This window comes from Ramlibacter sp. AN1015 (assembly GCF_037726105.1).
In the GTDB taxonomy this organism is placed as follows: Bacteria; Pseudomonadota; Gammaproteobacteria; order Burkholderiales; family Burkholderiaceae_C; genus Ramlibacter.
Window position 1 is genome coordinate 478600 of sequence record NZ_JBBJUM010000002.1, and the last position, 26974, is coordinate 505573.

The following is a 26974-nucleotide window of genomic DNA, read 5'->3' on the forward strand; positions in this document are numbered from 1 at the left end:
ATGGCCACCATCACACGCCGCGCCTACGGCGAGATGTTCGGCCCCACCACCGGCGACCGTGTGCGGCTGGCCGACACGGCGCTCGTCGTCGAGGTCGAGGACGACTACACGCTGCGCGCCGGCGGCTGGGGCGAAGAGGTCAAGTTCGGCGGCGGCAAGACCATCCGGGACGGCATGGCGCAGAGCCAGCGCAGCCGCGCCGAAGGCGCGATGGACACGGTGCTGACCAACGCGCTGGTGCTGGACCACTGGGGCATCGTCAAGTGCGACATCGGCCTGAAGGACGGACGCATCGCCGCACTGGGCAAGGCCGGCAACCCCGACACGCAGCCGGGGGTGGACATCGTCATCGGCCCGGGCACCGAGATCATCGCGTGCGAGGGGCACATCGTCACCGCCGGCGGCATCGACAGCCACATCCACTTCATCTGCCCGCAGCAGATCGAGGAGGCGCTGGCCTCGGGCATCACCACCATGTTCGGCGGCGGCACCGGGCCGGCCACCGGAACCTTCGCAACCACCTGCACGCCGGGCCCCTGGAACCTGCAGCGCATGCTGCAGGCGGCGGACGCCTTCCCGATGAACCTGGGCTTCATGGGCAAGGGCAACGCGAGCCAGCCGCAGGCACTGCGCGAGCAGGTGGCGGCGGGCGCCATCGGGTTGAAGCTGCACGAGGACTGGGGCACCACGCCCAGCGCCATCGGCAACTGCCTGGACGTCGCCGACGAGATGGACATCCAGGTGGCCATCCACTCCGACACGCTCAACGAGTCGGGCTTCGTCGAGGACACGATTGCCGCCACGCGCGGCCGGGGCATCTGCGCCTTCCACACCGAAGGCGCCGGCGGCGGCCACGCGCCGGACATCCTGCGCGTGGTGGGCGAGGCGAACTTCCTGCCCTCGTCCACCAACCCCACCATGCCCTACACGGTGAACACGCTCGACGAGCACGTCGACATGCTCATGGTGTGCCACCACCTCGACCCCGCCATCGCCGAAGACTTGGCCTTCGCCGAGAGCCGCATCCGCAAGGAGACCATCGCGGCCGAGGACGTGCTGCACGACCTGGGTGCGATCAGCATGTTCAGCTCCGATTCGCAGGCCATGGGCCGGGTGGGCGAAGTCATCCTGCGCTGCTGGCAGACGGCGCACAAGATGAAGCTGCAGCGCGGCGCCCTGCCCGGGGACAGCGAGCGCCACGACAACGCGCGCGCCCGGCGCTACGTGGCCAAGTACACGATCAACCCGGCCATCGCGCACGGCATCAGCCACGAGGTGGGCAGCGTGGAGGCGGGCAAGTGGGCCGACCTGGTGATCTGGAAGCCCGCGTTCTTCGGCATCAAGCCGACCACCATCCTCAAGGGCGGCTTCATCGCCATGGCCGCCATGGGCGACCCCAACGCCTCCATCCCCACGCCGCAGCCGGTGCATTTCCGCCCGATGTTCGGCAGCTTCGGCGGCGCGCTTGCCCGCGGCTCGATCACCTTCGTGTCGCAGACCGCGCTCGATGCCGGCGTGCCGGCACAGTACGGCCTGGCCAAGACGGTGTCCGCGGCGCGCGACATCCGGCGCGTGCGCAAGCAGCACATGGTGCACAACGCCTATCTGCCGCAAATGGAGATCGATCCGCAGACCTATGCCGTGCGCGCCGACGGGCAGCTGCTGACCTGCGAGCCGGCGAGCGTCCTGCCGATGGCGCAGCGCTACTTCCTGTTCTGAAGGAAGCGCGCGATGCTGCTGGTAAACAAGCGCCTCCCGGGAGGCCAGGGCCTGGCGCCCGCGCTGGTGCGCCGCGCCCCGGCCATCGAACTCGACTGGGACCTGCGCCAGAAGAGCCGCTTCGACTGCACCGACTCGCAGGGGCGCGCGCTCGGCGTGTTCCTGCCGCGCGGCACCGCGGTGCGCGGCGGCGATGTGCTGGTCGCACAGGACGGCTCGCTGGTGCGCGTGCTCGCCGCGCCGCAGCCGGTGCTGGTGATCACGCCCTGCGCCGAGCACGGCAGCGCCTTCGATCTCACCCGCGCGGCCTACCACCTGGGCAACCGCCACGTGGCCATCGAACTGCGGCCCCACCTCCTGAAGATCGAACCCGACCACGTGCTCGCAGACATGCTGCGCGCCATGCACCTGCAGGTGCGCGAAGCGCTGGAGCCGTTCGAACCGGAAGGCGGGGCGTATGGCGGGCACGGCGCGCACGGGCACGGGCATGGACATGAGCATGGCGAGCACAGTGCGCACGGGCACCGGCACGGCTCGCACGGTCACGGGACCGAACACGGGAGCGGCCACGAGGACGGGCATGGACACGTACATGCTCTGCAACATGGCCGCGTGCACCAAGGCGCACAGGCCGCGACGCACGGGCCGGGCCCGGTCCGGCCGCCGGAACATCCCGACGCCGACCCGAGCGAGCACCCCGGCGAGGACCGGCCGCATCCCGGCGATTCACCGCACGAAGAGGTCCAGCCACAGGACCACCTCCATCCGCACGCGCGGCCGGGGCATGCACCGCACCGCCCCTGAAACGGCGGCCGATGCCGCCCTTCTGCAGCTGATCTGGCTCGCATCGCCCGCGCTGCCGGTCGGCGGCTTTTCCTACTCCGAGGGGCTGGAAGCCGCCGTCGATGCCGGGCTGGTGCGCGACGAAGGCACGGCCTGCGCGTGGCTGGCCGACCAGCTGCACCTGACGCTCGCGCGCAGCGACCTGGCCGTCGTCGCGCAGGCCGTGGCGGCGTGGCGCGGCGACGATACGCTGCGCATCGGCGAGCTCGATGCCTGGGTGCTGCGCACCCGCGAGAGCGCCGAGATGCGCCTGCAGGCCGAGCAGATGGGGCGCTCGCTGGTGGAGTGGCTCAAGACCGTGCAGCCCGCCGCGGCCACGCGCGCGGTGGCGCTCGGCCCCCTCACCTACCCCGTCGCCTTCGCGCTGGCGGCCTCCGCCGGAGCGGCCAGCACGCGGCACGTCGTGCTGGCCTTCGCCTTCGCCTGGGCCGAGAACATGACCCAGGCCGCCATCAAATCGGTGCCCCTGGGCCAGAGCGCGGGCCAGCGCATCCTGGCGCGGCTCGCAGCCGAAGCCCCCGCCGCCACCGACCGGGCCATGGCGCTCGGCGACGGCGAGCGCCAGGCCTTTTCCCCCATGCTGGCCATCCTCTCGGCCCGGCACGAACACCAGTACTCAAGGCTTTTCCGATCATGACCCACCTGCACCATGTCCCCCATCGCACCCGCACCCTGCCGCCGCTTCGCGTAGGCATCGGCGGTCCCGTCGGCTCGGGCAAGACCACCCTGCTCGAGATGCTGTGCAAGGCCATGCGCGCGCGCTGGGACTTGGTGGCCATCACCAACGACATCTACACCAAGGAAGACCAGCGCCTGCTCACCGTGAGCGGCGCGCTGCCGGCCGAACGCATCATGGGCGTCGAAACCGGCGGCTGCCCCCACACGGCCATCCGCGAAGACGCCTCCATCAACCTCGAAGCCATCGACCGCATGCTGGCCGAGTTCCCCGACGCCGACGTCGTGTTCGTCGAGTCTGGCGGCGACAACCTGGCCGCGACCTTCAGCCCCGAGCTGAGCGACCTCACCATCTATGTGATCGACGTGGCGGCCGGCGAGAAGATCCCGCGCAAGGGCGGCCCCGGCATCACCAAGAGCGACCTCTTCGTCATCAACAAGACCGACCTCGCGCCGCACGTCGGCGCCGACCTGGCCGTAATGGAAGCCGACACCCGCCGCATGCGGCAGGGCAAGCCCTACGTCATGACCAACCTCAAGACCCAGGCGGGACTCGCGCAGGTCGTCGAATTCATCGAACGCAAGGGCATGCTGCTCGCCGGCACGGCACAGCCGTCCTGAGCCGCACGCCCTGGCCCTGGCCTAGAATGCCGGCTCCGGAGGCGTGGCAGAGTGGTCGATTGCACCGGTCTTGAAAACCGGCAACGGGCAACCGTTCGTGAGTTCGAATCTCACCGCCTCCGCCACCAACCTCCGCCAAGTCATTGTCCGCAAAGCGATTTCCACGGTCGGGCTCGAGCAGTCCCACACACGATCCCCCGCTCTTGCAGTGGGACAGTGCGAGGTGGAACCGACTGCTCAAGCTCGCGGCCTGGCGGTTTCCTGCGGCCATCGACGCTTGCGCGCCGACTCCTGCGAACTGAACCTTGCCCCGTTCTCGCCTGTCACGGAACGCCGCTGCCCTGATACGAAGGCCGCGAACACTCAATCAGGTGTTCGGGTGGTCGCTTGCCACGGTGATCGTTCCGCTTCTCGTCGGCTCGCTGGTCCTGCTCTATGTCCAGGCGCGGCACGAGCAGCGCACTTCCCAGCACCAACTGCGAGTGCTCGCGAGGACGCTCGTGGCCGCGCTGGAGCGCGAACTCGACATAGAACGCGAGCAGTTGCAGGTCCTTGCTGCGGCCCCGATGGTGGACTCGGAGGAATGGCGCCAACTGCATGCCTTCGCCGTCAGAGTAGCGCAGCGGGACCCAGGCAGCGTGATCGGGCTCACCGGCCCCGATGGGCAGCAGATCTTCAACAGCGTCACGTCGTTGGATGCTCCTCAACCGAACCTGTGGCAACTCGGTCGCCAACAAAAGGAGGTTGAGTGGGAAGGTCGGACGTTGCCGCTCAGCTCCCAGTTGCTGTCGAAGCAGGTTTTCGAACGCAGAGAGGTGGCGTACAGCGACTTGTACTATGGCCTGAACACGCGACATCCAGCGTTGGCTGTATCGGTCCCTGTCGTGCGCGACGGACAGGTGCGATATGCCTTGACCCTGTCTTTTCGTCCTGAGCGGCTAGGGCGTCTGGTGGAGTCTGCCGTGGTAGAGCCTGGGCTTCGCGCAGTCATTGCGGACCGGCGTGGCATCGTGGTCGCAGCGAACTCCGCTGCGGCATCGAGATTGGCCGACAGAATCACGCCCATCTCGACCCCGTCCGGCTCGTTGGCCGGCACGTACGACGGAACCTCTCGCGACGGCACGAGTGTGCGAGGAGCTTACGCGGTGTCAACGAAGAACGGGTATGTGGTTCGCGTTTCGCGGCCCCGCGAGAGCGTTGCGGATTTCCTCCGTTCTTCAACGGCAGGCTGGGTCATCCTGGTCATGGCCGCACTGGGTGCAAGCATCTATATGGCAGCCGGGCTGGCTCGCCGTATCGGGCAACCGCTACGGGCCTTGGGTCAGGCGGCGAGCAGCGGCAGTGAGCCCACGCTCGGTGAGACGAAGGCGAACATCATGGAAATCAGGGTGCTCGCTCAAGCGTTGAAGCTGGGCGCGGACGCCGAACAGCATCGCCGCGAAGCCCTGATTCGCGAAGCCAAGCGAGCCGAAGCGGAACTTGCCTTGCGGCGTGCAGACCGACAGAAGGATGAGTTCCTCGCGACGCTCGCACATGAGCTGCGCAATCCGCTTGCGCCGGTACGCAGTGGAGTCTTCATCCTCAGACACCGCACCGCAGACGGTGCAAGCAAGAGAATCCTGGATGTCATGGAGCGTCAGCTCCAGCAGCTCGTACGCTTGCTTGACGATCTGCTCGATGTGGCTCGCATCAGCAGCGGGAAAATGGCGCTTCGGACGGAGCTGACCAGCCTCGCGACCGTAGTGGCGGCTGCGAAGGAGGCGACGCACGACCTGCTGCAGACCCGCAAGCAGCGCGTGCTCCAGGAAGGTCCATTCGACGGCGTACTGCTAAGAGCCGACCCAGTCCGCCTCGCGCAGGTCATCACCAACTTGCTCACGAATGCGGCTCACCACTCCCCTGCTGCCTCCGACATCAAGGTGGCGGTTCGGTGTGATGAGGACAAGGTCGTGGTGTCAGTCATGGATACAGGCATCGGCATCACAGCAGACCGGCTCGGCTCCATCTTCGAGATGTTCGCGACGACCGGTGCGCGCTCCGGTGACGGCAGCCACGCAGGCCTGGGAATCGGTCTGGGCCTCAGTAGAAAAATCGTCGAGATGCACGGCGGACGGATCTGGGCCGAGAGTGACGGGCCGGGACGTGGGGCAAGCGTGCACGTGCAGCTGCCTCGCGTACAGAACAGTTAGCCAACGCCACACGCACCGGCTTGTACGCACGGTGGACCGTGCATATTTGCGATTGGCGCCGCGACGTTCAGACCAGGCGCCGAGCGCCGAGTCCTACGAGCCACGGACCGGCATCGACATACAGTTCCCCAGCCGCCGTTGATCGGCTGTATGTACCTCATGGAGGGGGTCATGTCCTTCCCGCGCTGCCCTGCTGTCCGATCGCGTCGCACCATCGTTCGTACGCCGGACCTGCAATCCGATGTGGCAATGGATTGAACTCGTCCTGGGGGGCGCGGTGATCGCCGTCACCTTGCTGCCCTTGGTGCGCCTGAAGGTGTGGTGGGTGCGCATGTGGAGCTTTCCGCGGCTGCAGATCGGGGTGCTCGGCGCATTGGCACTTGCGGCTTTCCTGCACGGGCCGAAACAGCTCGCGCCTTGGCCGGCTGTCGTGTACGGCATGACCCTGGCACTGTGTGTCGCCTTCCACGCGGCCATGGTATGGCGCTATTCGCGATTCGCGCCGCGCGAGGTGCAAGCCAGCACCCTGGAAGACAGCGGGCAGCGGCTGACGATCGCCATCAGCAACGTGTTGCAGACCAACCGGCGTGCGGACCTGGTGTTGCGCGAGCTGAAGGCCGCCGGTGCGGACGTGGTGCTGTGCGTCGAGGTCGATGACTGGTGGCGCAGCCGCCTCGATGCGCTGTTGGAAACGCATCCGCACACGCTGCAGTGCCCTTTGTCCAACATGTACGGCATGGTGCTGTATTCGCGCCTGCCGCTGCTGCGGCCCCGGCTGGAGTTCCTGGTGCAGCCGGACATTCCATCCATGCAGGCTGTTGTCGTGCTTCGCAACGACGGCCGCGTGTGGATCAACTGCGTTCATCCGCGACCGCCGGCGCCGCAGGAGAGCCATACGTCCCTGCCGCGCGATGCCGAGCTGCTGTTGGTGGCGCGGCGGGTGCGTGGTGCCAGGCTGCCCGTCGTGGTTTGTGGCGACCTCAATGACGTTGCGTGGTCCCGCACCACGCGTCGCTTCCAGAAGATCAGCCGCCTGCTCGACCCCCGCAAGGGACGGGGCATGTTCAGCACCTTTCACGCGGGCCTGCCAGGGCTTCGGTTTCCGCTGGACCACATCTTCCACTCCGACTGCTTCCGCCTGGTGAGCTTGCGCAGGCTGCCGAATGTCGGCTCGGACCACTTCCCGGTCCTTGCCACGCTCAGCCTGGAGCCAAGTGCCGAGCGTGAACAGGAAGCGCCAGAGGCCGACGAGGAGGACATGCGCGAGGCGCGCGACACCATCGCCGCCGCCGGGCAGGCCGAGCGCCAGGCGGCGCCGCCGCAGCCACCCGGCGGCACGTCCCGGGTGTGAGAACCGGCGGTCGATTCCGGGGGCTTTCAGGACCTGTTGCGGTGTTTGACGGACACGATCGCACAGGCAAGGCGCCCGACGACCGGGCCGGTCGAACGTGCACCCCAACGGCACCTCCCCTTGGCCTCCACTGCGGCAGGGAGTGGGCTGTCGCGCGGGTAGGAGGCCGCGCACCAGGATCCGAGCGCCCGCCGGATACCTGGCGTACACGTGCTGCACGACAGTGTTCCTGAACATCCGGTCAGGCCGAACGCGAGCCGCCGACACAAGGAACCTCATGCACATCGGACCCCAGGAGTGGAAGCAACTACAGGACATGCGTCGCCCGGACGCGTCCGCGTCCGCCTCCGCCTCGGCTCTCGGCCCACTGGCGAGCCTGCACCATCGGCTGGCCAGCGCCCGCCCGGACGAAGCCACGCGCCACGAAGCTGCGCAGTTCTTGCAGGCGCAGATGCCAACCGCGGAACACGCGCCTTCGGACCTCCCCGACTCGCCCGGAGACCTGCTGCCCTGGATGGAGGCGAACACGCGGGACGTGCACGCGCGCTACGCCGACTACCTGGCCCGACGCAAGGCCGGTGGTCCCCGTCACTACTTCAGAACGCGTGCGCATGCGCTGTTCGTGCTTCGGAACATCGCGCCCACCAAGCTGGTGGACGGCGCCTGGCTCTACGGCCTGGTCCGGCACTGGCGCAACCCTCGCCTGTCGGACCTCGTGCGCACCTATGTCGAGGAACTGGGCGAAGGTTTGCCCGACAAGAACCACGTGCTGCTATACCGAAGCCTGCTGGCCCGGAACGCGCTCGACCCGCTGGACGACCTGCCAGACGAGCTGTGGCGGCAAGGTGCCATCCAGTTGGCGCTGGGCTGGAACGCCGAGGCGTTCCAGCCCGAAGTGATTGGCTTCAACCTCGGCTACGAGCAACTGCCGCTGCACCTGCTGATCACCGCGTACGAGCTGAACGAGCTGGGCCTCGACCCCTACTACTTCACCTTGCACGTGACGGTGGACAACGCGGGCACCGGGCATGCGCGGCGCGCCTGCCAGGCTGCGCTGGACCTGCTGCCGCGCATGGGCGACGTGAGCGCCTTCTGGCAACGCATGCGCACCGGCTTCCAGCTCGCCTGTGTCGGGCCCGGCACCGCCGACGTGATCGAAAGTTTCGACGTGGAGCAGGAAACGCTGCGCATCCTCGCGCGCAAGTCGGGCGCCGGGCACGGCGCGCACTCCGAGTATTGCCGCTTGCGCGGCCGCAGCATCAACGAGTGGCTGCGCGACCCCGCACAGATGCCTGATTTCCTGCAGGCGCTGGAATCTGCCGGCTGGATCGCCCGCGGGCGCCCGCCGGGCGAGAGCCGTTTCTGGCAGCTGCTGCAAGGCGAACGCGCCGAAATGTTCGGTGTTTTCTCCAGCTACGAAATGCAGGTGATACACGACTGGATCCGCGCAGATGGTGCGAGCGACGGCCGCGCCTGGAACGAAGCCGCAGACGAAGGCGCAACCCGCCGCCGTGCCACCTTTCGGGCGCTGGCGCGCAACACCCACTGCCCTCCCGTCGATGGGGGCGCCGACCTGCTGGACCCCGACCTGGCGGCACTGCGCGAGCGGCTGGCGGCCTCCGATGCGGCTGACCGCACCGCCGTGCTGGTCGAGGCCATGTCGCCCGCGACGCACTGGTCTCCAGCCGGGCTTGAAGCCACCCGCCAGTTCTGGGCCACGCTTTAGATTCGGATCGCCGCTTGAGGGTTCGCGAGTGACGCATGACGGCACCCGATGCCCGCGATCATCAGAAGAGTTGGATGGGGAATCGAAGGGCTGCCGATATCGTGCGACGGCTAGACTGATCCCATGAACCCCCGCGATCTTCTGGCGTGCGCCTCGGAGCCCATTCACCTACCCGGAGCAATCCAGCCTCATGGCTGCCTTCTTGTCTCGGACAGCGCTGGTCTGGTCTGCCAGGCCAGTGCGAACTCTCAGAGCTTCCTCAGGCTGGAACACGCTCCCCTTGGCCAGCACCTGCGGGCCATCCTGGGGGCACAAGTTGCTGATCGCTTGTCGCAGGGAGCACGTCACGACGCTGACGAGGGATTCCAGATCACGCGCGGGACAGGATCCTACTGGGTGACGCCGCACGACAGCGCCCCACTGACCCTGATCGAGATCGAGCCTGCGCAACCACAACTCGATGAGCACAAGGCCCGGGTGGCGCTGCGTCAAGTCGCGACGGTCACCTCGCACGAGCAGCTGCTACACGCGGCGGCCGACACCGTACGAGCCCTGACCGGTTTCGATCGGGTGATGGCGTACCGGTTCGATGAGGATGGCCACGGTGCGGTCGTCGCGGAATCTCGCGACCTAGACATGGACCCTTACCTCGGGCTGCATTACCCCGAGTCGGACATCCCGCGTCAGGCTCGCGCTCTCTACCTGCGCACCCCAATCCGATGCATTCCCGACGCTGCTTATCAGCCCGTCCCCATGGAGCCCACCATCCGACCTGATACGCAGCAGCCGCTCGACATGAGCGACGTGCTCCTGCGCAGCGTTTCGCCCGTCCACCTGGAGTACCTGCACAACATGGGGGTGCGAGCGTCCATGAGCATCTCGCTGGTAGTGGACGGCAGGCTGTGGGGGCTGATCAGCTGCGCCCATCGGACGGCAAAGCCGGTTTCGCCGGCGCTGCGCGCGGCCTGCGAGACGATCGGCAGGCTCGTTTCCCTGCAGCTGGGAGCATTCGCGGCTACCCGCCTCCAGCGGAGGATCGCCAGCGGCCGCGAGGTACTCGCGTCGCTGGATTCCACTCTCCGGGCAAGCGAAGGGAATGTCCTTACACGCATCTTCGCAGACCCGGTGAACTTGACTGAACTCGTCGGCGCGTCGGGAGCGGCGGTCGTGTTGGGAAGCTCCGATGTGCGCCGATACGGGCTCTGCCCGGCGGACGACGAGATCCGCGAAATCGCCGCCGCGAGCGCCAGAGCGGCACAAGAGGGAATCTTCGCCACGCGGCAGCTCACGACGCTCCTACCTACCGCGGGGCCGCTGGCCGAAACAGCGAGCGGCGTCCTGGCGATCCACCTGCCGGAGAAGGAAGGCAGCCTGCTGTGGTTCCGCCCTGAGGAGGTTCAAACCGTGAATTGGGGCGGCGACCCTCACAAATCTGCGGAGGTTGACCTGGATGCCGCCGGCGTACCAAGGCTGCATCCGCGCAGGTCCTTCGCCGTGTGGACGCAGCAAGTGCGCGGCCGCTCCCTGCCGTGGGATGAAGGGGACGTGACGCTCGCGGCCGATGTCCGTCGCACCCTCCTCGAGCACGATCTTCAGCGACAGGTCATGCTCCAGACAAAGGCGGTGCGAGCGCGTGATGACCTAGTTGCGGTCGTATCGCACGACCTCCGCACACCCGTGTCCATCGTGGCGATGCAGGCGGCCGTGCTACTGCGACTGGCGAACCAGGATAGCGGCGATCGCGCGGCGCGGCTGCTGGCAAGCGTTCAGGTCATCCAGAGATCTGCGGAGCGCATGACAACCCTGCTGCGCGACCTGCTCGATCTTGGAAAGATCGAGGCCGGCCGTTTCGAGCTTGTACCGTCACCCCAGACCGCATCCTCGCTGGTATCCGAAGCATGCGAACTCATGGAGCATTTGGGTACGGCGAAGGGTGTCAGCATCTATCGCGCCCAGGCGCCGCAGCTGCAGGTCCTCGCCGATCCTGAGCGCATCTTCCAGGTGTTTGCCAACCTGATCGGCAACGCCGTGAAGTTCACCCCAGGCGGAGGAACGGTGACGGTCGGGGCACAGAAGTCGGGCAGCGGTTGCGAGTTCTTCGTCAGGGATACGGGCACGGGGATGTCGCCGGAGCAACTTGAGCACGTCTTCGAACGCTACTGGCAGGGCCGGGCGTCCGCACCATCCTTGGAAGGTGCCGGTCTGGGACTCTACATCTGCAAGGGCATCGTCGAGGCGCACAGAGGACGAATGCGCGCTGAGAGCATCCAGGGCAGCGGCAGCGCGTTCTACTTCTGGCTTCCAGCTGCGTAAGGCGAAGGGCAGCCCAAGCAACCTGGCTCAGCTTCTCGGTGCCGCGCCGAAAAACAGATCCTCGGCGCGGAGTGCGTCGGACGTGACGAAACCAGCGGAGTTGCCAGCGCGGCTCAGCGTCGCCGCTGCTTTACCCATTCCTCGACCGCATCGCTGCCGCCGATCAGCTCCCCGTTTGCGAACAGCTGGGGCACCGTCTGCGCCTTCGCGATCGCGCCTAATGCGCGGCTGCGGATGCTGTGTGGCAACGGCACCTCCGCATAAGTGATTCCAGCCTCGGCGAGCAACCTCTTGGCCTTGGCGCAGAAGGCGCAGCCCTCGCGCGTGAGCAGCGCCACCTGGTCGGGCTCGCGCGCATCCTTGTTGACATAGCGCAGCAGCGTGTCGGCGTCCGACACCTTGAACGGGTCTCCTGGCTCCTCAGGCTCGACGAACATCTTCTCGACGGTGCCGTCACGCACCAGCATCGAGTAGCGCCACGAGCGCTTGCCGAAGTTCAGGTCGCTCTTGTCGACGAGCATGCCCATCTGCTCGGTGAAGGATGCGTTTCCGTCGGGCAGCATGAAGATGTTGTCGCACTCCTGGCTCTTGGCCCACGCCTCCATCACAAACGGGTCGTTCACGGAGATGCAGACCACCTCGTCCACTCCGTTCTGCCTGAACGTCGAGGCCAGCTCGTTGAAGCGTGGAACGTGGGTACTCGAACACGTTGGCGTGAAAGCGCCAGGCAACGAGAACACCGCCACGGTACGTCCCTTGAAGAGGGTGTCGGAGGTGATCTCCTTCCAATCGTCGTCCGCTCGGTAGCGGAACTTGACATGGGGGACGGGCTGGCCCTCGCGGGTAGGCTGTGGCATGGCTACGCTCTGGGGCGATGAAGGAGCTCGCATTGTGCGCCGGACGCGGCGCCCATGCCTGTCCACGCGCAGCCCACCGGCGGACCCGCCGGGCTCGGACGTCCCTCTAGGAGTGCTGCAGGGAATCCGGGAAAGCCTGGCTGTCGGTCGCCGCGTCGGCGGGACGCACCTGCCGCTCCAGGTCGGATCCCTGCCAGCTCGCTCCGCAGTCGAGGCAGGTGCAGGTCCGCGACCAATCGCGCAGGGCCCGCGCGTGGTGGCGACGCTCGACGGTGTGCGAGGTAAGCGATGCCAGTCCGAGCACCGCCGTGCCGGCGAGCCACCAGCCGGAGACCACGATGCCCGGAACGGCGCACAACAGCGCCGACACTCCCAGGTGATAGGCGCCTTGTGGCTTCTGTGGCGGCACGGCTTCGGGCGCCGCCGTGCGGCGCCTGGCATGCACCACGCTCATGAGTTCGCAGTTGTCACCGTGGCAGGAAGGACAGGTCATGGCGTGAGGGGGTCTAACCCCTGAGCTTGGACACTTGCACTGTGCCACCGTAGAGCAGCCGATGCCAGCCCTCGCGGCCGCCGGAAGTCTCTGCGTCGTCGCGAAACCAACGGTGGCGCCGGTGCGGCCTGCGCATGCTGCCGATGCCGATGCCGGCCCGCCGCGTGGCGCCGCATCGGTTCGGCTCCTGCGCCGTCGCGCGGGCCGGCCTGCCGTGCGGGAGCGCTACGGCCGCGATGCCCGCCGTTCACCCCGCCGTTCACCCCGGCGTGAACGCCTCGTGCACCGCACTCTGCACCCCGCCTCCTACCACGGGGCCGCCGCCGGCCACGGAGGCGGTCCCTTCGCGCCCACTGATCCTAGACGAGTGACTCTTCGGAAGCGGGAGCCACAGGCGCCGACGCCTCGGGTGCCAGCCGCACGCCTTCCCAGCGTCCGCCGGCGACCAGGTCGCGCACGAGTTGCTTGAATTCCAGCCGGACCGCGGCAGCACACGGCGACAGCTTCTCGGGCGGCAGCGCATAGAGGTAGTTGGCGCGGCTCATCTGCGCGTCGGAGATGCGCAGGGCGCGCCAGTCCTGCGGGTTGCCCAGCGCGTGGATGGCCGCCATGGGCTTGATCGTGGCGCCCATGCCGTCGGCCAGGCAGTGCATCAGCAGCGGCAGCGAATCGATTTCGGCCACCGCATCGATCACCTGGTTGGTCCGGTCGAACTCCACGGCGATACGGCGGCGCAGCCCGTGCCCCGGACTGGGCAGGACCAGCGGCAGCGCAGCAGTCTCTGCCATGGTCAGCGACTGGCGGTCCGCGGGAACCAGCGTGCTGCGCTTGGGCAGGACGACGAACAATTCTTCATCCAGCAGCGGTTCGACACTGAGCTCGGCGGCGGCCCGCGGGGCGAACAGCACCGCCAGGTCGAGCTGTCCGACACGCGTCATGTGCTCCAGGTGCCCGCTCAAGCCTTCGACCACGTTCACCATCACGCCGGGAAGCCGGGCGCGCATGTGCCGAATGAGCGTGAGGCCGAGCTGGCAGTTGGTGGTGGGCGCCAGCCCGAGCGTGACGCGGCCACTCAGCGCAGCCGTGTCCTGGCGGGCGACGGACACCGCCTGGTCCAGTTGCCGGAGGATGAACTTCGCGTGGTGGTACAGCGCCACCCCGTTCTCGGTGGCGCAGACGCCGCGCGACGAGCGCACCAGCAGCGACTTGCCGACCTCTTCCTCAAGCCGGGCGATGTGCTGGCTCAGCGCAGGCTGGGCGATGAAGAGCTGGCGCGAGGCCTTGGCCAGGCTGCCGCTCTCCACGATCTGAACGAAATAGCGCAACTGGCGCATGTCCATGGTGTTGTCTCCCGCCCCGGCCGCAAGGGCCCGGGCAATAAGCGCAAGTTATCGCCGGTGTCGCGAAACAGTATTTTCGCTGCAGCCTGCCGATCTCCACAATCGTCCGACCCCCTCACGTCCGGGCCGCGCCTGCCGCCCGGTCGGCGCTCGGCCGCAGGCGCGCGACGCGTCCTGAGGCGAACAGATCCTGCGTCTGCGAGGCCATTCATGTTGTACAGGAGCAAGAGATGAACGACAGCAGGCGCCGCGAGGCGGCGCTGGTGCAAACGATGGCCCGGCTGCCCTGGCGCGAGTACCCCGGTCACTTCGGCGGTGCGCTGTCCAAGGCCCTGGTGGACCCCGCCAACACCGGCACGAGCCGCATGGACTTCCGCATATCGCGTTACGCCCCGGCCGCGTACGTCGAGGAGCACACCCATCGCGTTCAGGAGCAGATCTATTACGTACTCGAGGGCGAGGGCGTGCTGACCACCGGCGCCGACAGTCACCTGATGCGCCCGCACGACTACGTGTACGTGCCTCCTGGCGTGCCCCACAGCTTCAGCAACACGGGCACCGCGGGCCTGGTGTTCCTCGTGATCACCACACCGTCGGACGACAAGGAGGAAGTGCAATGACGAATGCCGCCGCAACCACCGGTGCGGTCGCGCCGTCTGCCGAGCGCGTGCGTCACCTGATCGCAGGTGAATGGGTCGCCGGCGAAGGTGCCGACATTCCGGTGCTGGACAAGTACACGCTGCAGCCCTTCGCCAGCGTCAGCGAACCCTCCCCGCGCCAGCTGCAGCAGGCCGTCGATGCCGCCGCAGCGGCCTTCGGCCGGGGCGTTCCCAACGGGCACGATCGCGGCGCCGTCCTGGAGCGTGCCGCCGCTGCCTTGGCGGCACGCGAGGAGGAATTCATCCGGACCATGCGGCGCGAGGCGGGCTTCACCCGCAGCGACGCGAGCAACGAGATCCGCCGCAGCGTGAACACGCTGCGGCTGTCGGCCGAAGAGGCGCGGCGCCTGAGCGGTGAGGTCATCCCCATGGAGGGGGTCGCCGGACAGGCGGGTCGCATGGGATTCACGCTGCGCGTGCCGCTGGGCGTGGTGCTGGCCATCACGCCGTTCAATGCGCCACTGAACACCGTGTGCCACAAGATCGGCCCGGCGCTGGCCGCGGGCAACGCGGTGATCCTCAAGCCGTCGCTGCACACGCCGCTCACGGCCTGCCTGCTGGCCGACGTACTGATCGAAGCAGGCGTTCCGCCGGGCTTCCTGTCGGTGCTGCACGGCGCGGGCGAGACGGTCCGGCTGCTGCAGCTGGACCAGCGCATCCGCTTCTTCGCCTTCACAGGCAGCACCGAGGTGGGCCGCATCATCCAGCAGCAGGCCGGCCTGCGCCGCACGCAGATGGAGCTGGGCTCGATCGCCTTCACCATCCTGTGCGACGACGCGAATCTCGACAGCGCCCTGCCCAAGGTCGTCAACGCCGCCTACCGCAAGGCGGGCCAGGTGTGCACCTCGATCCAGTTGCTGCTGGTGCACGAGGGCATCGCCGCGGAAGTGCAATCGCGCCTGGAGACGATGGTGCGCGCGCTGCCCTTCGGCGATCCCGAAGACGCGGCCACCGTGGTGGGCCCCGTCATCAGCGAGCAGGCGGCGCGCCGCATCGAGGAGTGGATCGAAGAAGCCGTCGCGGCAGGCGCGCGGCGGCTGGTCGGCGGCCCGCGCCGTGGCGCCGTCGTGCCGCCGACGCTGCTCGCCGGCATCCAGGACACCATGCGCGTGGGCTGCAGCGAGGTGTTCGGGCCGGTGATGTGCATCGTGCCGTTCGCCACCTTCGACGAGGCCATCGCCCGCGTGAACGCCACGCCGTACGGCCTGGCCACCGGCCTGTTCACCAACCGGCTCGCCGACGCGTTCCGCGCCGCGCGCGTGCTGCAGGTCGGCGGCGTGCACATCAACGAAACCTCGAGCTCGCGCGTGGACGTGATGCCCTACGGCGGCTCCAAGGACAGCGGCTTCGGCCGCGAAGGCCCGCGCTACGCGGTGCACGAGATGACCGAGGAGCGGGTCGTGTCGATCGCGACCTGAGCCGGCAACCAGGCCGCCAGACAAAGGAAAGACCATGAGCAGAATGAAGGGTGGCGAACTGATCGCCGACTATCTGGTGCAGGAGCAGGTGCCGTACATCTTCGGCATCTGCGGCCACGGCAACGTGGGCATCCTCGACGCGCTGTACGACCGCCGCGACAGGATCCAGCTGATCTCGCCACGCCACGAGCAATGCGCCGGCCACATGGCCGACGCCTACTTCCGGGTCAAGCACAAGCCGGTCGCGACGCTCACCTCCACCGGACCGGGCTCGGCCAACATGGTGATGTCGCTGGCGACGGCGCTGTCCGACTCGTCGGCCTTCATGGCGATCACCTCCAACGTGCCGACCTCACAGCACAACCGCGCGCCGTTCCAGGAGCTGTACAAGCACAACCAGGCCGACTTCGCGCAGGTGATGCGCCCGGTCGTCAAGCGCGCATTCCAGCCCTCGCGCGTGGACATGCTGCCGCTGGCCCTGCGCCAGGCCATGGACACCATGGTCACGGGCCGGCCCGGTCCGGTGAACCTGGACATTCCCTACAACGTCTACCAGGAAGAAGACGAGGTCGAGCTGCCGCCGCCGTCGCACGTGCACCGTGCACACCGGCCGGGCGCCAGCGCCGAGGACATCGATGCCGTGCTGGACCTGCTCGCGCAGGCGCAGCGGCCGGTGATCTTCATCGGGCACGGAGCCACCCTGTCCGAGGCGGGCGTCGAAGTCACCGAACTGGCCGAACGCCTCGGCATCCCGGTGATCACCTCCCCCAACGGAATGGGCTGCATCCGCGGCGACCACCCGCTCGCCCTGGGCTTCATCGGCCGCAATGGCGCCTACCCGGCCAACGAGGCGGGCCGCCGCTGCGACCTGGTTCTCACGCTGGGCACCCGCTTCGACGACCGCAGCGCCTCCAGCTGGCACGCAGGCTACTCGTGGAACTTCCCGTCCACGCGCCTCGTGCACGTGGATATCGACCCGCAGGAGCTGGGGCGCAACTACGCCCCCACGGTGGGCCTCATTGCCGACGTCAAGGTCTTCACCCGCCAGCTGCTGGTGGCGCTCGATGCGCGCCCGTCCATCACGCCCGCGCAGTTCGGAGCCTGGGGCGAGCAGGTGCGCGGCTGGCAGCGCGAGTGGGAAGCCTTCGTGCGTCCCCACTTCGAAGACTCGACCAGCCCGCTGCGCCCCGAGTTCGTGGTCGGCACGCTGCAGAAGCTGCTGCCCGAAGACGTGATCCTGGCGCTCGATTCGGGCGTGCACCACAACTGGTTCATGCAGTTCTGGCAGGCCCGGCGGCCGCAGAGCATGCTCAACAGCTGGGGCTATTCGAGCATGGGCTTCGGCGTGTGCGGCGTGATGGGGGCGCAGCTGGCGGCGCCCGACCGGCCCTGCGTGGCCGTGGTGGGCGACGGCGGCTTCACGATGGCGCCTTACGTGCTGTGCACCGCCGTCGAATACAACCTGCCGGTCGTCTGGATCGTCTGGAACAACTTCGCCTGGGGTGCCATCCGCGACCTGCAATACGGCCTGTTCGACGGACGCGAGATCGGCACCGCCTTCTACAAGGGCGCTACCGGCGAGCGCTACAACCCGGATTTCGCGGCCTGGGCCCGCGCCTGCGGCGCCGACGGATACACGGTCACGCGTCCGCAGGAGCTGGGCGCGGCCGTGCAGCAGGCCCTGCGCAACAAGCGCCCCTGCGTGATCGACGTGCATGTGGACGCGGACGTCCGCCCACCCTCCACCGGCACCTGGCAGCTGCCCCCCATTCCCTACAAGGAGCCGGCTTTCGGCAAGCCGTGGCGGCCTTGATCGACAAGCAGGAAACGAACGCGATGGACAAGAAACTCGCCGTGGTCTTCGGCGGCTCCCGCGGCATCGGCGCCGCCTGCGTGCAGGCGCTGTGCGCGGACGGCTTCGAGCTGGCCTACACCTGCACCGGCGCGGCGCCGGCGCCGTCGCGGGTGGCGGGCCGGCAGGTGCGCGCCTACACCGCGGACATCCGCGATCCGCAGCAGGTGGCGCAGGTCTTCGAGGCGGCGGCACGCGACTTCGATGCGCGCCCGATCTGCGTGGTGGCCAATGCAGGCATCAACGTGCCGCCCGCACCCCTCGCGCAGTTCGACCCCGCGCGCTTTCGCGAGCTCGTCGAGGTCAACATCGTCGGTGCCTTCAACATCCTGGCCGAGGCGGCGCGGCAGGTCGCGGACGGCGGCAGCATCATTGCGCTGACCACCTCGATGGTGCGGGTCGCGATCCCGAACGTCGGGCCCTACACCGCGACCAAGGCGGCGGTGGAATCGCTGGTGCGGGCGCTCTCGCGCGAGCTCGCCGCCCGCAAGGTCCGCGTCAATGCCGTGGCGCCCGGGCCGGTCGATACCGACCTGTTCCGCGCCGGCAAGGACGAGGCGGCGGTGCAGCGTTCTGCCGCGCTGAGCCCGTTCAACCGGATCGGCACTCCCGACGAGGTGGCCAGCGTGGTGGCATTCCTCGCGTCCGGGAAGGCGTCGTGGATGCACGGCCAGGTGGTGCAGCCCAATGGCGGACAGGTCTGAGGCAGCGATGCGCCTTGCCGTCTTTACCAAGAACCGCAGCAACCCGGCATACGGCGCGGCCCGTCTCGGCGCCGATCGCGCCGCGGCGGCCGTGGGAGCCGAGGTGCGCCACTACGTGCCCGACACGCCGGACGATCCGGTGCAGCAATCGGCGCTGATCGAGCGCGCGCTGCAAGACCCGCCCGATGCGTTCGTGATTTCGCCGGTGCACGCGACGCGCGTGAACCCTGCCCTCGAGAAGATCGCGCGTGCCGGCATTCCCATGGTGGGCTTCGTCAATCCCATTCCGGTGGGCCCGAGCGTGAGCTACATCGGCGCCGACGATGTGCGGCTGGCCGATGCGTTGGCCGAGTACCTGTTCACGCACATCGCCGGCGACGGCAGCGTGCTCGTTGTCACCGGCCCGGCCGATTCGGTGACCAGCCGGGACCGCCTGAGCGGCTTCATGCAAGCCACTGCGCGGCACGGCGGCATCACCATCGCCGGCACGCTTGCGGGTGACTACGACCGTGCCGTGGCGCGTGCACGCACGGCCGCGTGGCTGCTGTCGCATTCGCCGCCCAAGGCGTGCCTGGTGGCCAACGACATCATGGCCGTTGGCGTGCTGGAGGCGCTGGACGACGCGGGAGCGCGAGCGGACGTGGTCGGCGTGAACGCGATCCCCGAGGCCATCCGCGCCATCGCGGACGGACGGATGCTGGCCACGGCCAATTTCAATGCCATGCAGATGGCAAACCTCGCCACCGAATGCGCCATACGGCACCTGCAGGGCAGGCCGGTACCGCAGTCGCTCGAGCTGCCGGTGGAAATCGTGGACGGCTCGAACTGGTCCGACCTGGACCGCCCCTACGAGGATCGGCCGGTGCTGCCCCTCGAACACTTCTGGAGACACGCATGAACCACCGCACTTTCCCGGCCTATTCGATCGCGCGCCGCACGCTGCTCGCGGGTGCACTGGCGGCGCTTTCCGGCGGCGTCCTGGCGCAGCAGGGCTATCCCGACAAGCCGATCCGCATCGTCGTGCCCTTCGCGCCCGCCGGCGCGGCCGACATCCTGGGCCGCATCCTCTCGGAGAAGCTGGGCGCGATGTACGGCCAGACCGTGGTGGTGGACAACCGCCCCGGTGCCAGCGGCCATGTCGGCGCGCAGCTGGCGGCCAAGTCGCCGGGCGACGGCTACACGCTGATGGTCGGCACCATCGGCATCCATGCGGCCCACGCCAGCTACCGCAAGCTGCAGTACGACCCGGCCGCCGACTTGCAGCCGATCGCGGTCCTGGGCGAGTCGCCCAACCTGGTCGTGGTGCCGGTCAATTCGCCCTACAAGACCTTCGGCGACCTGCTCGCCGATGCCAAGGCGAACCCCGGAAAGATCAGCTACGCCACGGCGGGTGCCGGCTCCTCGGTGCACATGGTCACGGCGCTGTTCGAGCTGAACGCGAACGTGAAGATGAACCACATCCCCTACAAGGGAAGCGGCCCGGCGCTGATCGACCTGATCAGCGGGCAGGTCAACGTCATGTTCGACAACATGTCGTCGTCGATCCCGCACGTGCGCGGCGGCAAGCTGCGCGTGCTGGCCGTGACAAGCGGCCAGCGCGATCCGCTGCTGCCGGACGTGCCCACCATCGCCGAATCGGGTGTGCCGGGCTACAGCGGAACGTCGTGGTGGACGCTCGCGGCGCCCCGCGCCACCCCGCCAGCCCTGATCGAGAAACTCAGCCGCGACCTGCACAAGGTGATGGCCACCCCCGACGTGAAGGCCAAGCTCACAAGCCTGGGCATCGCGTTTACCCCGCACACGCCGCAGCAGGCAGCCGCCTTCTTCGAGAGTGAAACCGAGAAGTGGAACCGCGTCATCGAAGCGGCGAAGGTCCAGCTGGACTGAATGCACCCCAACGAAGTTCAAGGAGACTGTGATGCTCAAGATTCTCACCAAGGCGCTCGCCTCGACGCTGATGCTCACCGCCGCTGCATGGAGCAGCGCACAGGAGGCCTACCCCAGCCGACCGGTCAAGATCGTCGTTCCCTACGCGGCGGGCGGCCCGGCCGACCTGATCGCGCGCATCGTCGGTGAACGGCTGTCGCCTCGCATCGGTCAGACGGTGGTGATCGAGAACAAGCCCGGGGCCGGCGGCCATACCGGCGCCGAGCAGGTGGCCAAGGGCCCGGCCGACGGGTACACGCTGGTGCTGACCACGATCGCGCACAACGGCGCCGTGAAGCTGTACAAGAACCTGCGCTACGACCCGACCACCGAGCTGGTGCCGGTGGCGCTGCTGGCCGAAAGCCCCAGCGTGCTGCTGGTGAACCAGACCGTCGCCGCGAACGACGTCAAGGAGTTGCTGGCGCTTGCGCGCAGCAAGCCCGGCACCATCAACTACGGCTCCGCCGGCAACGGCTCGGCGATGCACATGGCGGCCGAGCTGTTCAAGCACATGACGAAGATCGACTACGTGCACGTGCCCTACAAGGGCGGTGCGCCGGCCATGGCCGACCTGCTGGGCGGGCAGATCAACATGCTCTTCGAAAGCGTCGGCACGGCGCACCAGCACCTGAAGACCGGCAAGGTCAAGGCGCTGGCGGTGACCAGCACCCGCCGCAACCCGAGCCTGCCGGACGTGCCCACCATGGCCGAGGCCGGCGTGCCGGGCTATGCGTCCGTGCCCTGGTACACCCTCTCGGCGCCCCGCGGCACGCCGCCCGCAGTGGTCGCCAAGCTGAACACCGAGGTGAACGCGGTGCTGCGCATGCCCGACCTCGCCCAGCGTCTGGAGAAGCTCGGCGTCGAGCCACTGCCCGGAACGCCCGAAGACGCTGCGCGCCGCAATGCGCAGGAGACCGAGCGCTGGTCCGCGGTGATCCAGGCGGCGGGCCTGCAGGTCGAATGAGCGGACGCGCCGGCGACGCGGATTTCGACGTCGTGGTCGTCGGCGGCGGCGGCGCGGGACTCGCCGCCGCGATCGAAGCGCGCGTGGCGGGCGCCCAGGTGCTCCTGCTCGAGAAGAACCCTGCGCTCGGCGGCTCCACCGCCTGGTCCATCGGCTCCATCACCTCCACCGGGACGCCGCACCAGAAGCGCAAGGGCATCGTGGACTCACCGCAGGCGCACTGGGAAGACATGCCGGGATTCGCCGGCGATCTCGCGCCGCGCGACAACGCAGCGCTGCGGCGCATCCTGTGCGACGAGATCCCGGGCACCTTCCAGTGGCTTCTGGATGCGGGCGTCCGCTTCATGGGCCCGATGCCGGAGCCACCGCACCGGCAGCCGCGCATGCACAACGTGCTGCCGAATTCCCGCGCCTTCATCTACCACCTGGAGCGTCGCGCCCGCGCGCTGGGGGTGGAAGTCCGCACCGGTGTGGCCGTCGTGCAGCTCGAGCAGGATGCGAACGGGCGCGTCACCGCCGTCGAGACCGCCGCGGGCCAGCGCATCGCTGCGCGCCGCGCGGTGGTGCTGGCGGCCGGCGACTTCACGAACAGCCCCGAATTCAAGCGCCGGTTCATGGGCGAACAGGAAGCCCGCGTGCAGGGCGTGAACTCCACCGCCACCGGAGACGGCCAGCGCATGGCCGAAGCGCTGGGCGCACGCATCGTCAACGGAGACCTCGCCCTGGGCCCCGAGCTGCGCTTCGAGGCACCCGCGCGCGAGACCATGTTGCGCCGCCTGCCCCCCTGGCGCGCGCTGGCCGGGTTCCTCGCGTGGTCGGTCGATCACCTGCCTGCCTGGATGCTCCGTCCGATGATGATGAAGTTCCTCACCACCGCGCTGGCGCCTTCCACGGCGCTGTTCGAGGCGGGTGCGCGCCTGGTCAACGCGCGCGGCGAGCGCTTCGGCGATGAGCGCCACCAGCCCGCCTGGCGGGTGCCGGAACAGCCCGGCGAGCGCGCCTGGATCATCCTGGACGCCGCCCTGGCGCGCCGCTTTTCCGCCTGGCCGGATTTCGTGTCCACTGCGCCAGGGGTGGCCTACGCCTACCTTTCCGACTACCTGCGCAACCGGCCCGATGTGGCCACGCGGGCCGCCACCCTCGACGAGCTGGCCACCATGCTCGGAATGGACCGCGCGAACCTGCGCGCGAGCGCGCAGGCCGCACCGCAGGCGCTGGGCGCGGGGCCCTTCGTGGCCCTGGGGCCGGTGCGCTCGGTGTTCGTGCACGCCGAAGGCGGTCTGGTCGTGGACGCGCAGCACCGCGTGCTCGACCACGACGGGCGGCCCATCGACGGGCTGTATGCTGCGGGCTCGACGGGCCAGGGTGGCCTGCTGCTCAAGGGCCACGGCCACCACCTCGCCTGGGCCTTCGTCTCCGGACGCAGGGCCGGGCGCATCGCCGCGCAATCGCGCACCCGCGAGCAGCCCGCCCTGCCCTGCACCGCCGACGCACAAGAGCTTGTTCCTTGATGTCCTGAAAGCCTTCCGATGGTGAACCGACGCCCAGCCTGTGCCGGGCTTGTGGCCGGCCCGCAGGGCCTGCATGGGCTGCACGCGCAGCCGTCCTCCCGTCCCACCGGGCCTCTGAAGATCGCGGTGGCCTTCACGCCCGGCGGCTCGTCCGGCGTGCTGGCCCGCGCCATCGACTGAGGACGGGTCGCTCCGATGGAACTGCGGCAGCTGCGCTACTTCGTCCGGGTGGTGGAACTCGGCAGCTTCAGCCAGGCCGCCGCGTCGCTCGGCGTGGTCACCTCGGCCCTGAGCCAGCAGATCGCCCGGCTCGAAGGCGAACTCGCCACCCGGCTGCTCACCCGCTCTTCCACGGGCGTGCAGCCCACCGACGCCGGCGTGGCCTTCTGGCGCCAGGCACAGCTGGCGCTGCGGCATGCGGACGATGCCAAGCTCGCGGCGCAGCAGGCGCGCCTGTCGGGCCACGTCAGCGTGGGCCTCGCGCCGACCACATCGGGCGTGCTCGGGGTCCCCTTCATGCAGGCGATGCGCGAGCGTTATCCCGAGGTGCGCCTGCACCTGGTCGAGAGCCTCACCGGGCACCTGGTGCGCATGCTCCATGCCCGGCAGCTCGATCTGGCGCTGGCGTTCCGGCCCGACCTCGGCACCGCCTGGAGCGTCACGCCGCTGCTCACGGAGCAGCTGTTCCTGGTCGCCGCGCGCACCCTGCCGGGCCTGCCCACCGGCGCAAGCGTCCCGCTCGCCGAACTCACCGAGCTGCCCCTGGTGCTTCCCAGCGCCCACCACAACCTGCGCACGGTGGTGGACACCGCCTTCCAGCGGGCGCGCTGCCAGCCGCGCGTGCTTGCCGAGATCGACGGGCTTGCCATGCTCATGGACACGGTGCGTGCCGGCCTGGCGGCCACCATCCAGCCCGGCGCCGCCACCGCGCGCCTGCCGCGCGAGGAACTGATGCTCGTGGAACTGGACGATCCGCACGCGCAGCGCACCAGCTACCTCCTGGGTCTTGCGGAGGACGAGCTGTCGCCGGCGGCCCTTGCGGCGCGCCTCGTGCTCAAGGATGTCGCGCAGCGCCTGGTGCGCGATGGTGCATGGCTCGGCGCACGTCTTCACGATTCGTGAAAGCCCTGTGACCCAGCCGGGCTGGCGGCCGCGCGCGCCCGGGCCTACAGTGCGGCACCCCCGGTACCGAACCGGCCGGAGTGCGAACACAAGGAGTGCTGGCAAGGTGGTCGATGTCCTGGTGATCGGCGGCGGCAACGCCGCCCTGTGCGCCGCCCTCATGGCGCGGGAGGCTGGTGCCAGCGTGCTGCTGCTCGAAGCCTCTCCGCGCGTGTGGCGCGGCGGCAATTCGCAGCACACGCGCAACCTGCGGTGCATGCACGACGCGCCGCAGGACGTGCTGGTCGAGGCCTATCCTGAAGAGGAGTTCTGGCAGGACCTGCTCAAGGTCACCGGCGGCCAGACCGACGAGGAACTCGCCCGCCTGGTGATCCGAGCCTCCTCCACCTGCCGCGACTGGATGCGCCGGCACGGCGTGCACTTCCAGCCCTCGCTCTCGGGGGCGCTGCACACCGCGCGCACCAACGCGTTCTTCATGGGCGGCGGCAAGGCCCTGGTGAACGCCTACTACCGCAGCGCCGAGCGCCTGGGCGTGCAGGTGCGCTACGACACGCCGGTGGACCGCATCGAACACCGCGACGGGGTCTTCCACGCGGCCTGGTCGGGCAGCGAGCGCTTCACCGCGCGCAGCTGCGTGCTGGCGGCGGGAGGGTTCGAGTCGAACCTCGCCTGGCTGCGCGAAGCCTGGGGGCAGAACGAACGGGGCGAGTGGCCGGCCGAGAACTTCCTGATCCGCGGCACGCGCTTCAACACCGGCACCTTGCTGCGGCACATGATCGACACCGGCGCCGATGCGATCGGCGATGCGACGCAGGCCCACATGGTCGCGATCGACGCCCGGGCACCGCTGTTCGACGGCGGCATCTGCACGCGCATCGACTGCGTCTCGCTCGGCGTGGTCGTGAACCGCGAAGGCCAGCGTTTCTACGACGAAGGCGAGGACTTCTGGCCCAAGCGCTACGCGATCTGGGGGCGCCTGGTGGCGCAGCAGCCCGGCCAGATCGCGTATTCGATCATTGACGCCAAGGCGCCCGGGCGCTTCATGCCTCCGGTGTTTCCGGGCGTGAAGGCCGGCTCGCTCGCCGAACTCGCGCGCAAGCTGGAGGTGCCCGAAGCGGCGTTCCTGGACACCTTGGCGGCGTTCAACGCTGCCTGCCGGGTCGGAAGCTTCGATCACACCCGACTGGATGACTGCCACACCGAGGGCCTGAGCCCCGCCAAGACGCACTGGGCGCGACCCATCGACACGCCGCCTTTCTACGGCTATGCGGTGCGCCCCGGCGTGACCTTCACCTACCTCGGGCTGAAGGTGGACAGGCAGGCGCGGGTGCATTTCGGCGGGCGGGTGAGTCCGAACCTCTTCGTGGCCGGCGAAATGATGGCGGGCAACGTCCTCGGCAAGGGCTACACCGCCGGTGTCGGCATGTCCATCGGCACCGCCTTCGGCAGGATCGCAGGCACCCAGGCGGCAGCGGCAGCGGCCGCTGGCGTCGCGGGTGCGACGCACAAGGAGCAGCAGCATGTGGCGGCCTGAAACCCTCGACGCCCCACCGGGCGCACCGCAACGGCGGGTGATCCCGATCCAGGCGCTCACGCCCGCGGAGGACGAGGTCGCGCGCCAGATGCAGATCTGCAATGCCTGCCGCTACTGCGAAGGCTTTTGCGCGGTGTTCCCGGCCATGACGCGGCGGCTCGAGTTCGGCAAGGCCGACGTGCACTTCCTGGCCAACCTGTGCCACAACTGCGGCGCCTGCCTGCATGCCTGCCAGTACGCACCGCCACACGAGTTCGCCATCAACGTGCCGCAGGCCATGGCCCGCGTGCGCGGCCAGACCTACACCGACTACGCCTGGCCGCCCGCCCTGGGCGCGCTTTATCGCCGCAACAGCCTGGTGCTGGCCACCGCGCTGGCTGCGGGGCTGGCGCTGTTCCTGGCGTTGGCGGCGGCGTCCCATGGAGGGCTGTGGCACACGCCTGGGGCGGCGGGGTTCTACGAGGTCTTCCCGCATGGGCTCATGGTGGCGCTGTTCGCGCCCGTGTTCCTGTTCGCCCTCTTCGCGCTGGGCATGGGCGTGCGCAGCTTCTGGAAGGACCAGTCGCCCGGCGCGATCAGCCCGCCTGCGGCCGGCGAAGCAGCGCATGACGCACTGCGCCTGAAGTACCTCGACGGCGGCCACGGCGAAGGCTGCAACAACGAGGACGACCGCTTCACGCTCGCGCGGCGGCGCTTTCACCACCTGACCTTCTACGGCTTCCTGCTGTGTTTCGCGGCGACCGTGACGGGCACGCTCTACCACTACGCCTTCGGCTGGGTCGCGCCCTACGGCTTCGACACGCTGCCGAAGATCCTGGGCACGGTCGGCGGCGTGATGCTGGTCGCAGGGACCGCGGGACTGTTCCACCTGCACCGGCGGCGCCACCCGGAGCACGGCGCCCTCGAGCAGCGCCCCATGGACCTGGGCTTCATCGCCCTGCTGTTCCTCACCGGCCTGACCGGCCTCGCGCTGATGCTCGCGCGCGGCACGCCCGCGCTCGCGCTGATGCTCTCGCTGCACCTCGGGGCGGTGATGGCCTTCTTCCTCACCATGCCCTACAGCAAGTTCGCGCACGGCGTCTTCCGCAGCGCGGCCCTGCTGAAGTGGTCCATCGAAAAGCGCCAGCCCAGCCGGCTGGCCCTGGGGGACGACTGAA

At 68.8% G+C, this 26974-nt stretch carries 23 protein-coding genes and 1 tRNA gene; 21 read left to right on the forward strand and 3 right to left on the reverse strand.

The genetic code is table 11. The features are described 5' to 3' along the window. The 9 genes from ureC (at position 1) to WG922_RS04960 (ending at position 11437) form a co-directional block, all read left to right on the forward strand. Complete coding sequence (ureC, locus tag WG922_RS04920) at positions 1-1719, forward strand: urease subunit alpha (RefSeq protein ID WP_340281070.1); 1719 nt, start codon at positions 1-3, stop codon at positions 1717-1719. Between the two features lie 12 nt (positions 1720-1731). Continuing rightward, on the forward strand, positions 1732-2523 hold the full coding sequence (ureE, locus tag WG922_RS04925; protein WP_340281071.1) for an urease accessory protein UreE: 792 nt from the start codon (positions 1732-1734) through the stop codon (positions 2521-2523). Then, positions 2504-3199, forward strand: coding sequence for an urease accessory protein UreF (locus WG922_RS04930; RefSeq protein ID WP_340281073.1), 696 nt, complete (start codon positions 2504-2506; stop codon positions 3197-3199). The genes ureE and WG922_RS04930 overlap by 20 nt, the downstream gene beginning before the upstream one ends. Beyond that, positions 3193-3858, forward strand: a complete 666-nt coding sequence (gene ureG / locus WG922_RS04935; protein WP_340281180.1) for an urease accessory protein UreG — start codon at positions 3193-3195, stop codon at positions 3856-3858. Before WG922_RS04930 ends, ureG begins: the two co-directional genes overlap by 7 nt. Positions 3859-3895: 37 nt before the next feature. Beyond that, positions 3896-3983, forward strand: a tRNA-Ser gene (locus WG922_RS04940). 246 nt (positions 3984-4229) lie between these two features. Next, positions 4230-6047 (forward strand): sensor histidine kinase, encoded by a 1818-nt coding sequence (locus WG922_RS04945; RefSeq protein WP_340281074.1) that lies wholly within the window; start codon positions 4230-4232, stop codon positions 6045-6047. 241 nt (positions 6048-6288) lie between these two features. Next, positions 6289-7398 (forward strand): endonuclease/exonuclease/phosphatase family protein, encoded by a 1110-nt coding sequence (locus tag WG922_RS04950; RefSeq protein WP_340281075.1) that lies wholly within the window; start codon positions 6289-6291, stop codon positions 7396-7398. A gap of 277 nt (positions 7399-7675) precedes the next feature. After that, positions 7676-9124 carry an iron-containing redox enzyme family protein gene (locus WG922_RS04955; RefSeq protein WP_445322791.1) on the forward strand — a complete coding sequence of 483 codons (1449 nt, stop codon included), beginning with the start codon at positions 7676-7678 and terminating at the stop codon, positions 9122-9124. A gap of 123 nt (positions 9125-9247) precedes the next feature. Beyond that, positions 9248-11437: an ATP-binding protein gene (locus WG922_RS04960; protein WP_340281076.1), complete on the forward strand. Its 2190-nt coding sequence runs from the start codon at positions 9248-9250 to the stop codon at positions 11435-11437. A 113-nt stretch (positions 11438-11550) separates the two neighbouring features. On the opposite strand, the gene WG922_RS04965 is transcribed toward WG922_RS04960, so the two are convergent. From WG922_RS04965 to WG922_RS04975, 3 genes are all read right to left on the reverse strand, one after another. Further along, positions 11551-12294 (reverse strand): glutathione peroxidase, encoded by a 744-nt coding sequence (locus WG922_RS04965; protein WP_340281077.1) that lies wholly within the window; start codon positions 12292-12294, stop codon positions 11551-11553. A 106-nt stretch (positions 12295-12400) separates the two neighbouring features. Further along, complete coding sequence (locus WG922_RS04970) at positions 12401-12787, reverse strand: hypothetical protein (protein ID WP_340281078.1); 387 nt, start codon at positions 12785-12787, stop codon at positions 12401-12403. A 359-nt stretch (positions 12788-13146) separates the two neighbouring features. Then, entirely contained in the window at positions 13147-14127 is a 981-nt protein-coding gene (locus WG922_RS04975; RefSeq protein ID WP_340281079.1) for a LysR substrate-binding domain-containing protein, read from the reverse strand. 230 nt (positions 14128-14357) lie between these two features. On the opposite strand from WG922_RS04975, the gene WG922_RS04980 reads away from it, so the two are divergent. The 12 genes from WG922_RS04980 (at position 14358) to tcuB (ending at position 26973) form a co-directional block, all read left to right on the forward strand. Further along, complete coding sequence (locus WG922_RS04980) at positions 14358-14747, forward strand: cupin domain-containing protein (RefSeq protein ID WP_340281080.1); 390 nt, start codon at positions 14358-14360, stop codon at positions 14745-14747. Then, positions 14744-16204 carry an aldehyde dehydrogenase family protein gene (locus WG922_RS04985; protein WP_340281081.1) on the forward strand — a complete coding sequence of 487 codons (1461 nt, stop codon included), beginning with the start codon at positions 14744-14746 and terminating at the stop codon, positions 16202-16204. The genes WG922_RS04980 and WG922_RS04985 overlap by 4 nt, the downstream gene beginning before the upstream one ends. Positions 16205-16238: 34 nt before the next feature. After that, on the forward strand, positions 16239-18017 hold the full coding sequence (locus WG922_RS04990) for a thiamine pyrophosphate-binding protein (protein WP_340281082.1): 1779 nt from the start codon (positions 16239-16241) through the stop codon (positions 18015-18017). 23 nt (positions 18018-18040) lie between these two features. Continuing rightward, positions 18041-18760, forward strand: coding sequence for an SDR family oxidoreductase (locus tag WG922_RS04995; RefSeq protein ID WP_340281083.1), 720 nt, complete (start codon positions 18041-18043; stop codon positions 18758-18760). Positions 18761-18767: 7 nt separating this feature from the next. Next, a complete protein-coding gene (locus tag WG922_RS05000; protein WP_340281084.1) occupies positions 18768-19658 on the forward strand; it encodes a sugar ABC transporter substrate-binding protein in 891 nt (296 codons plus the stop codon). Further along, on the forward strand, positions 19655-20647 hold the full coding sequence (locus WG922_RS05005; RefSeq protein ID WP_340281085.1) for a Bug family tripartite tricarboxylate transporter substrate binding protein: 993 nt from the start codon (positions 19655-19657) through the stop codon (positions 20645-20647). The genes WG922_RS05000 and WG922_RS05005 overlap by 4 nt, the downstream gene beginning before the upstream one ends. 31 nt (positions 20648-20678) lie before the next feature. Further along, on the forward strand, positions 20679-21650 hold the full coding sequence (locus tag WG922_RS05010) for a Bug family tripartite tricarboxylate transporter substrate binding protein (protein WP_340281086.1): 972 nt from the start codon (positions 20679-20681) through the stop codon (positions 21648-21650). Beyond that, positions 21647-23161, forward strand: coding sequence for an FAD-dependent oxidoreductase (locus tag WG922_RS05015; protein ID WP_340281087.1), 1515 nt, complete (start codon positions 21647-21649; stop codon positions 23159-23161). The genes WG922_RS05010 and WG922_RS05015 overlap by 4 nt, the downstream gene beginning before the upstream one ends. 21 nt (positions 23162-23182) lie before the next feature. Further along, entirely contained in the window at positions 23183-23341 is a 159-nt protein-coding gene (locus WG922_RS05020) for a hypothetical protein (protein WP_340281088.1), read from the forward strand. Positions 23342-23356: 15 nt separating this feature from the next. Next, complete coding sequence (locus WG922_RS05025) at positions 23357-24283, forward strand: LysR family transcriptional regulator (protein WP_340281089.1); 927 nt, start codon at positions 23357-23359, stop codon at positions 24281-24283. Positions 24284-24389: 106 nt separating this feature from the next. After that, positions 24390-25817 (forward strand): FAD-dependent tricarballylate dehydrogenase TcuA, encoded by a 1428-nt coding sequence (gene tcuA, locus WG922_RS05030; RefSeq protein WP_340281090.1) that lies wholly within the window; start codon positions 24390-24392, stop codon positions 25815-25817. Continuing rightward, positions 25804-26973, forward strand: coding sequence for a tricarballylate utilization 4Fe-4S protein TcuB (gene tcuB / locus WG922_RS05035; RefSeq protein ID WP_340281091.1), 1170 nt, complete (start codon positions 25804-25806; stop codon positions 26971-26973). The genes tcuA and tcuB overlap by 14 nt, the downstream gene beginning before the upstream one ends. Position 26974 lies beyond the last annotated feature (1 nt).

What these genes read in the sequence shown, in the direction of transcription:
- WG922_RS04995 (WP_340281083.1), top strand. Translation starts at nt 18,041, where the DNA reads ATGGACAAGAAACTCGCCGTGGTCTTCGGCGGCTCCCGCGGCATCGGC.
- WG922_RS04990 (WP_340281082.1), top strand. Translation starts at nt 16,239, where the DNA reads ATGAGCAGAATGAAGGGTGGCGAACTGATCGCCGACTATCTGGTGCAG.
- ureE (WP_340281071.1), top strand. Translation starts at nt 1,732, where the DNA reads ATGCTGCTGGTAAACAAGCGCCTCCCGGGAGGCCAGGGCCTGGCGCCC.
- WG922_RS04930 (WP_340281073.1), top strand. Translation starts at nt 2,504, where the DNA reads ATGCACCGCACCGCCCCTGAAACGGCGGCCGATGCCGCCCTTCTGCAG.
- tcuB (WP_340281091.1), top strand. Translation starts at nt 25,804, where the DNA reads ATGTGGCGGCCTGAAACCCTCGACGCCCCACCGGGCGCACCGCAACGG.
- WG922_RS05010 (WP_340281086.1), top strand. Translation starts at nt 20,679, where the DNA reads ATGCTCAAGATTCTCACCAAGGCGCTCGCCTCGACGCTGATGCTCACC.
- ureC (WP_340281070.1), top strand. Translation starts at nt 1, where the DNA reads ATGGCCACCATCACACGCCGCGCCTACGGCGAGATGTTCGGCCCCACC.
- WG922_RS05015 (WP_340281087.1), top strand. Translation starts at nt 21,647, where the DNA reads ATGAGCGGACGCGCCGGCGACGCGGATTTCGACGTCGTGGTCGTCGGC.
- WG922_RS04980 (WP_340281080.1), top strand. Translation starts at nt 14,358, where the DNA reads ATGAACGACAGCAGGCGCCGCGAGGCGGCGCTGGTGCAAACGATGGCC.
- WG922_RS05005 (WP_340281085.1), top strand. Translation starts at nt 19,655, where the DNA reads ATGAACCACCGCACTTTCCCGGCCTATTCGATCGCGCGCCGCACGCTG.
- WG922_RS04970 (WP_340281078.1), bottom strand. Translation starts at nt 12,787, where the DNA reads ATGACCTGTCCTTCCTGCCACGGTGACAACTGCGAACTCATGAGCGTG.
- WG922_RS04955 (WP_445322791.1), top strand. Translation starts at nt 7,676, where the DNA reads ATGCACATCGGACCCCAGGAGTGGAAGCAACTACAGGACATGCGTCGC.
- WG922_RS04965 (WP_340281077.1), bottom strand. Translation starts at nt 12,294, where the DNA reads ATGCCACAGCCTACCCGCGAGGGCCAGCCCGTCCCCCATGTCAAGTTC.
- WG922_RS05000 (WP_340281084.1), top strand. Translation starts at nt 18,768, where the DNA reads ATGCGCCTTGCCGTCTTTACCAAGAACCGCAGCAACCCGGCATACGGC.
- WG922_RS04950 (WP_340281075.1), top strand. Translation starts at nt 6,289, where the DNA reads ATGTGGCAATGGATTGAACTCGTCCTGGGGGGCGCGGTGATCGCCGTC.
- WG922_RS05025 (WP_340281089.1), top strand. Translation starts at nt 23,357, where the DNA reads ATGGAACTGCGGCAGCTGCGCTACTTCGTCCGGGTGGTGGAACTCGGC.
- WG922_RS04975 (WP_340281079.1), bottom strand. Translation starts at nt 14,127, where the DNA reads ATGGACATGCGCCAGTTGCGCTATTTCGTTCAGATCGTGGAGAGCGGC.
- WG922_RS04960 (WP_340281076.1), top strand. Translation starts at nt 9,248, where the DNA reads ATGAACCCCCGCGATCTTCTGGCGTGCGCCTCGGAGCCCATTCACCTA.
- WG922_RS04985 (WP_340281081.1), top strand. Translation starts at nt 14,744, where the DNA reads ATGACGAATGCCGCCGCAACCACCGGTGCGGTCGCGCCGTCTGCCGAG.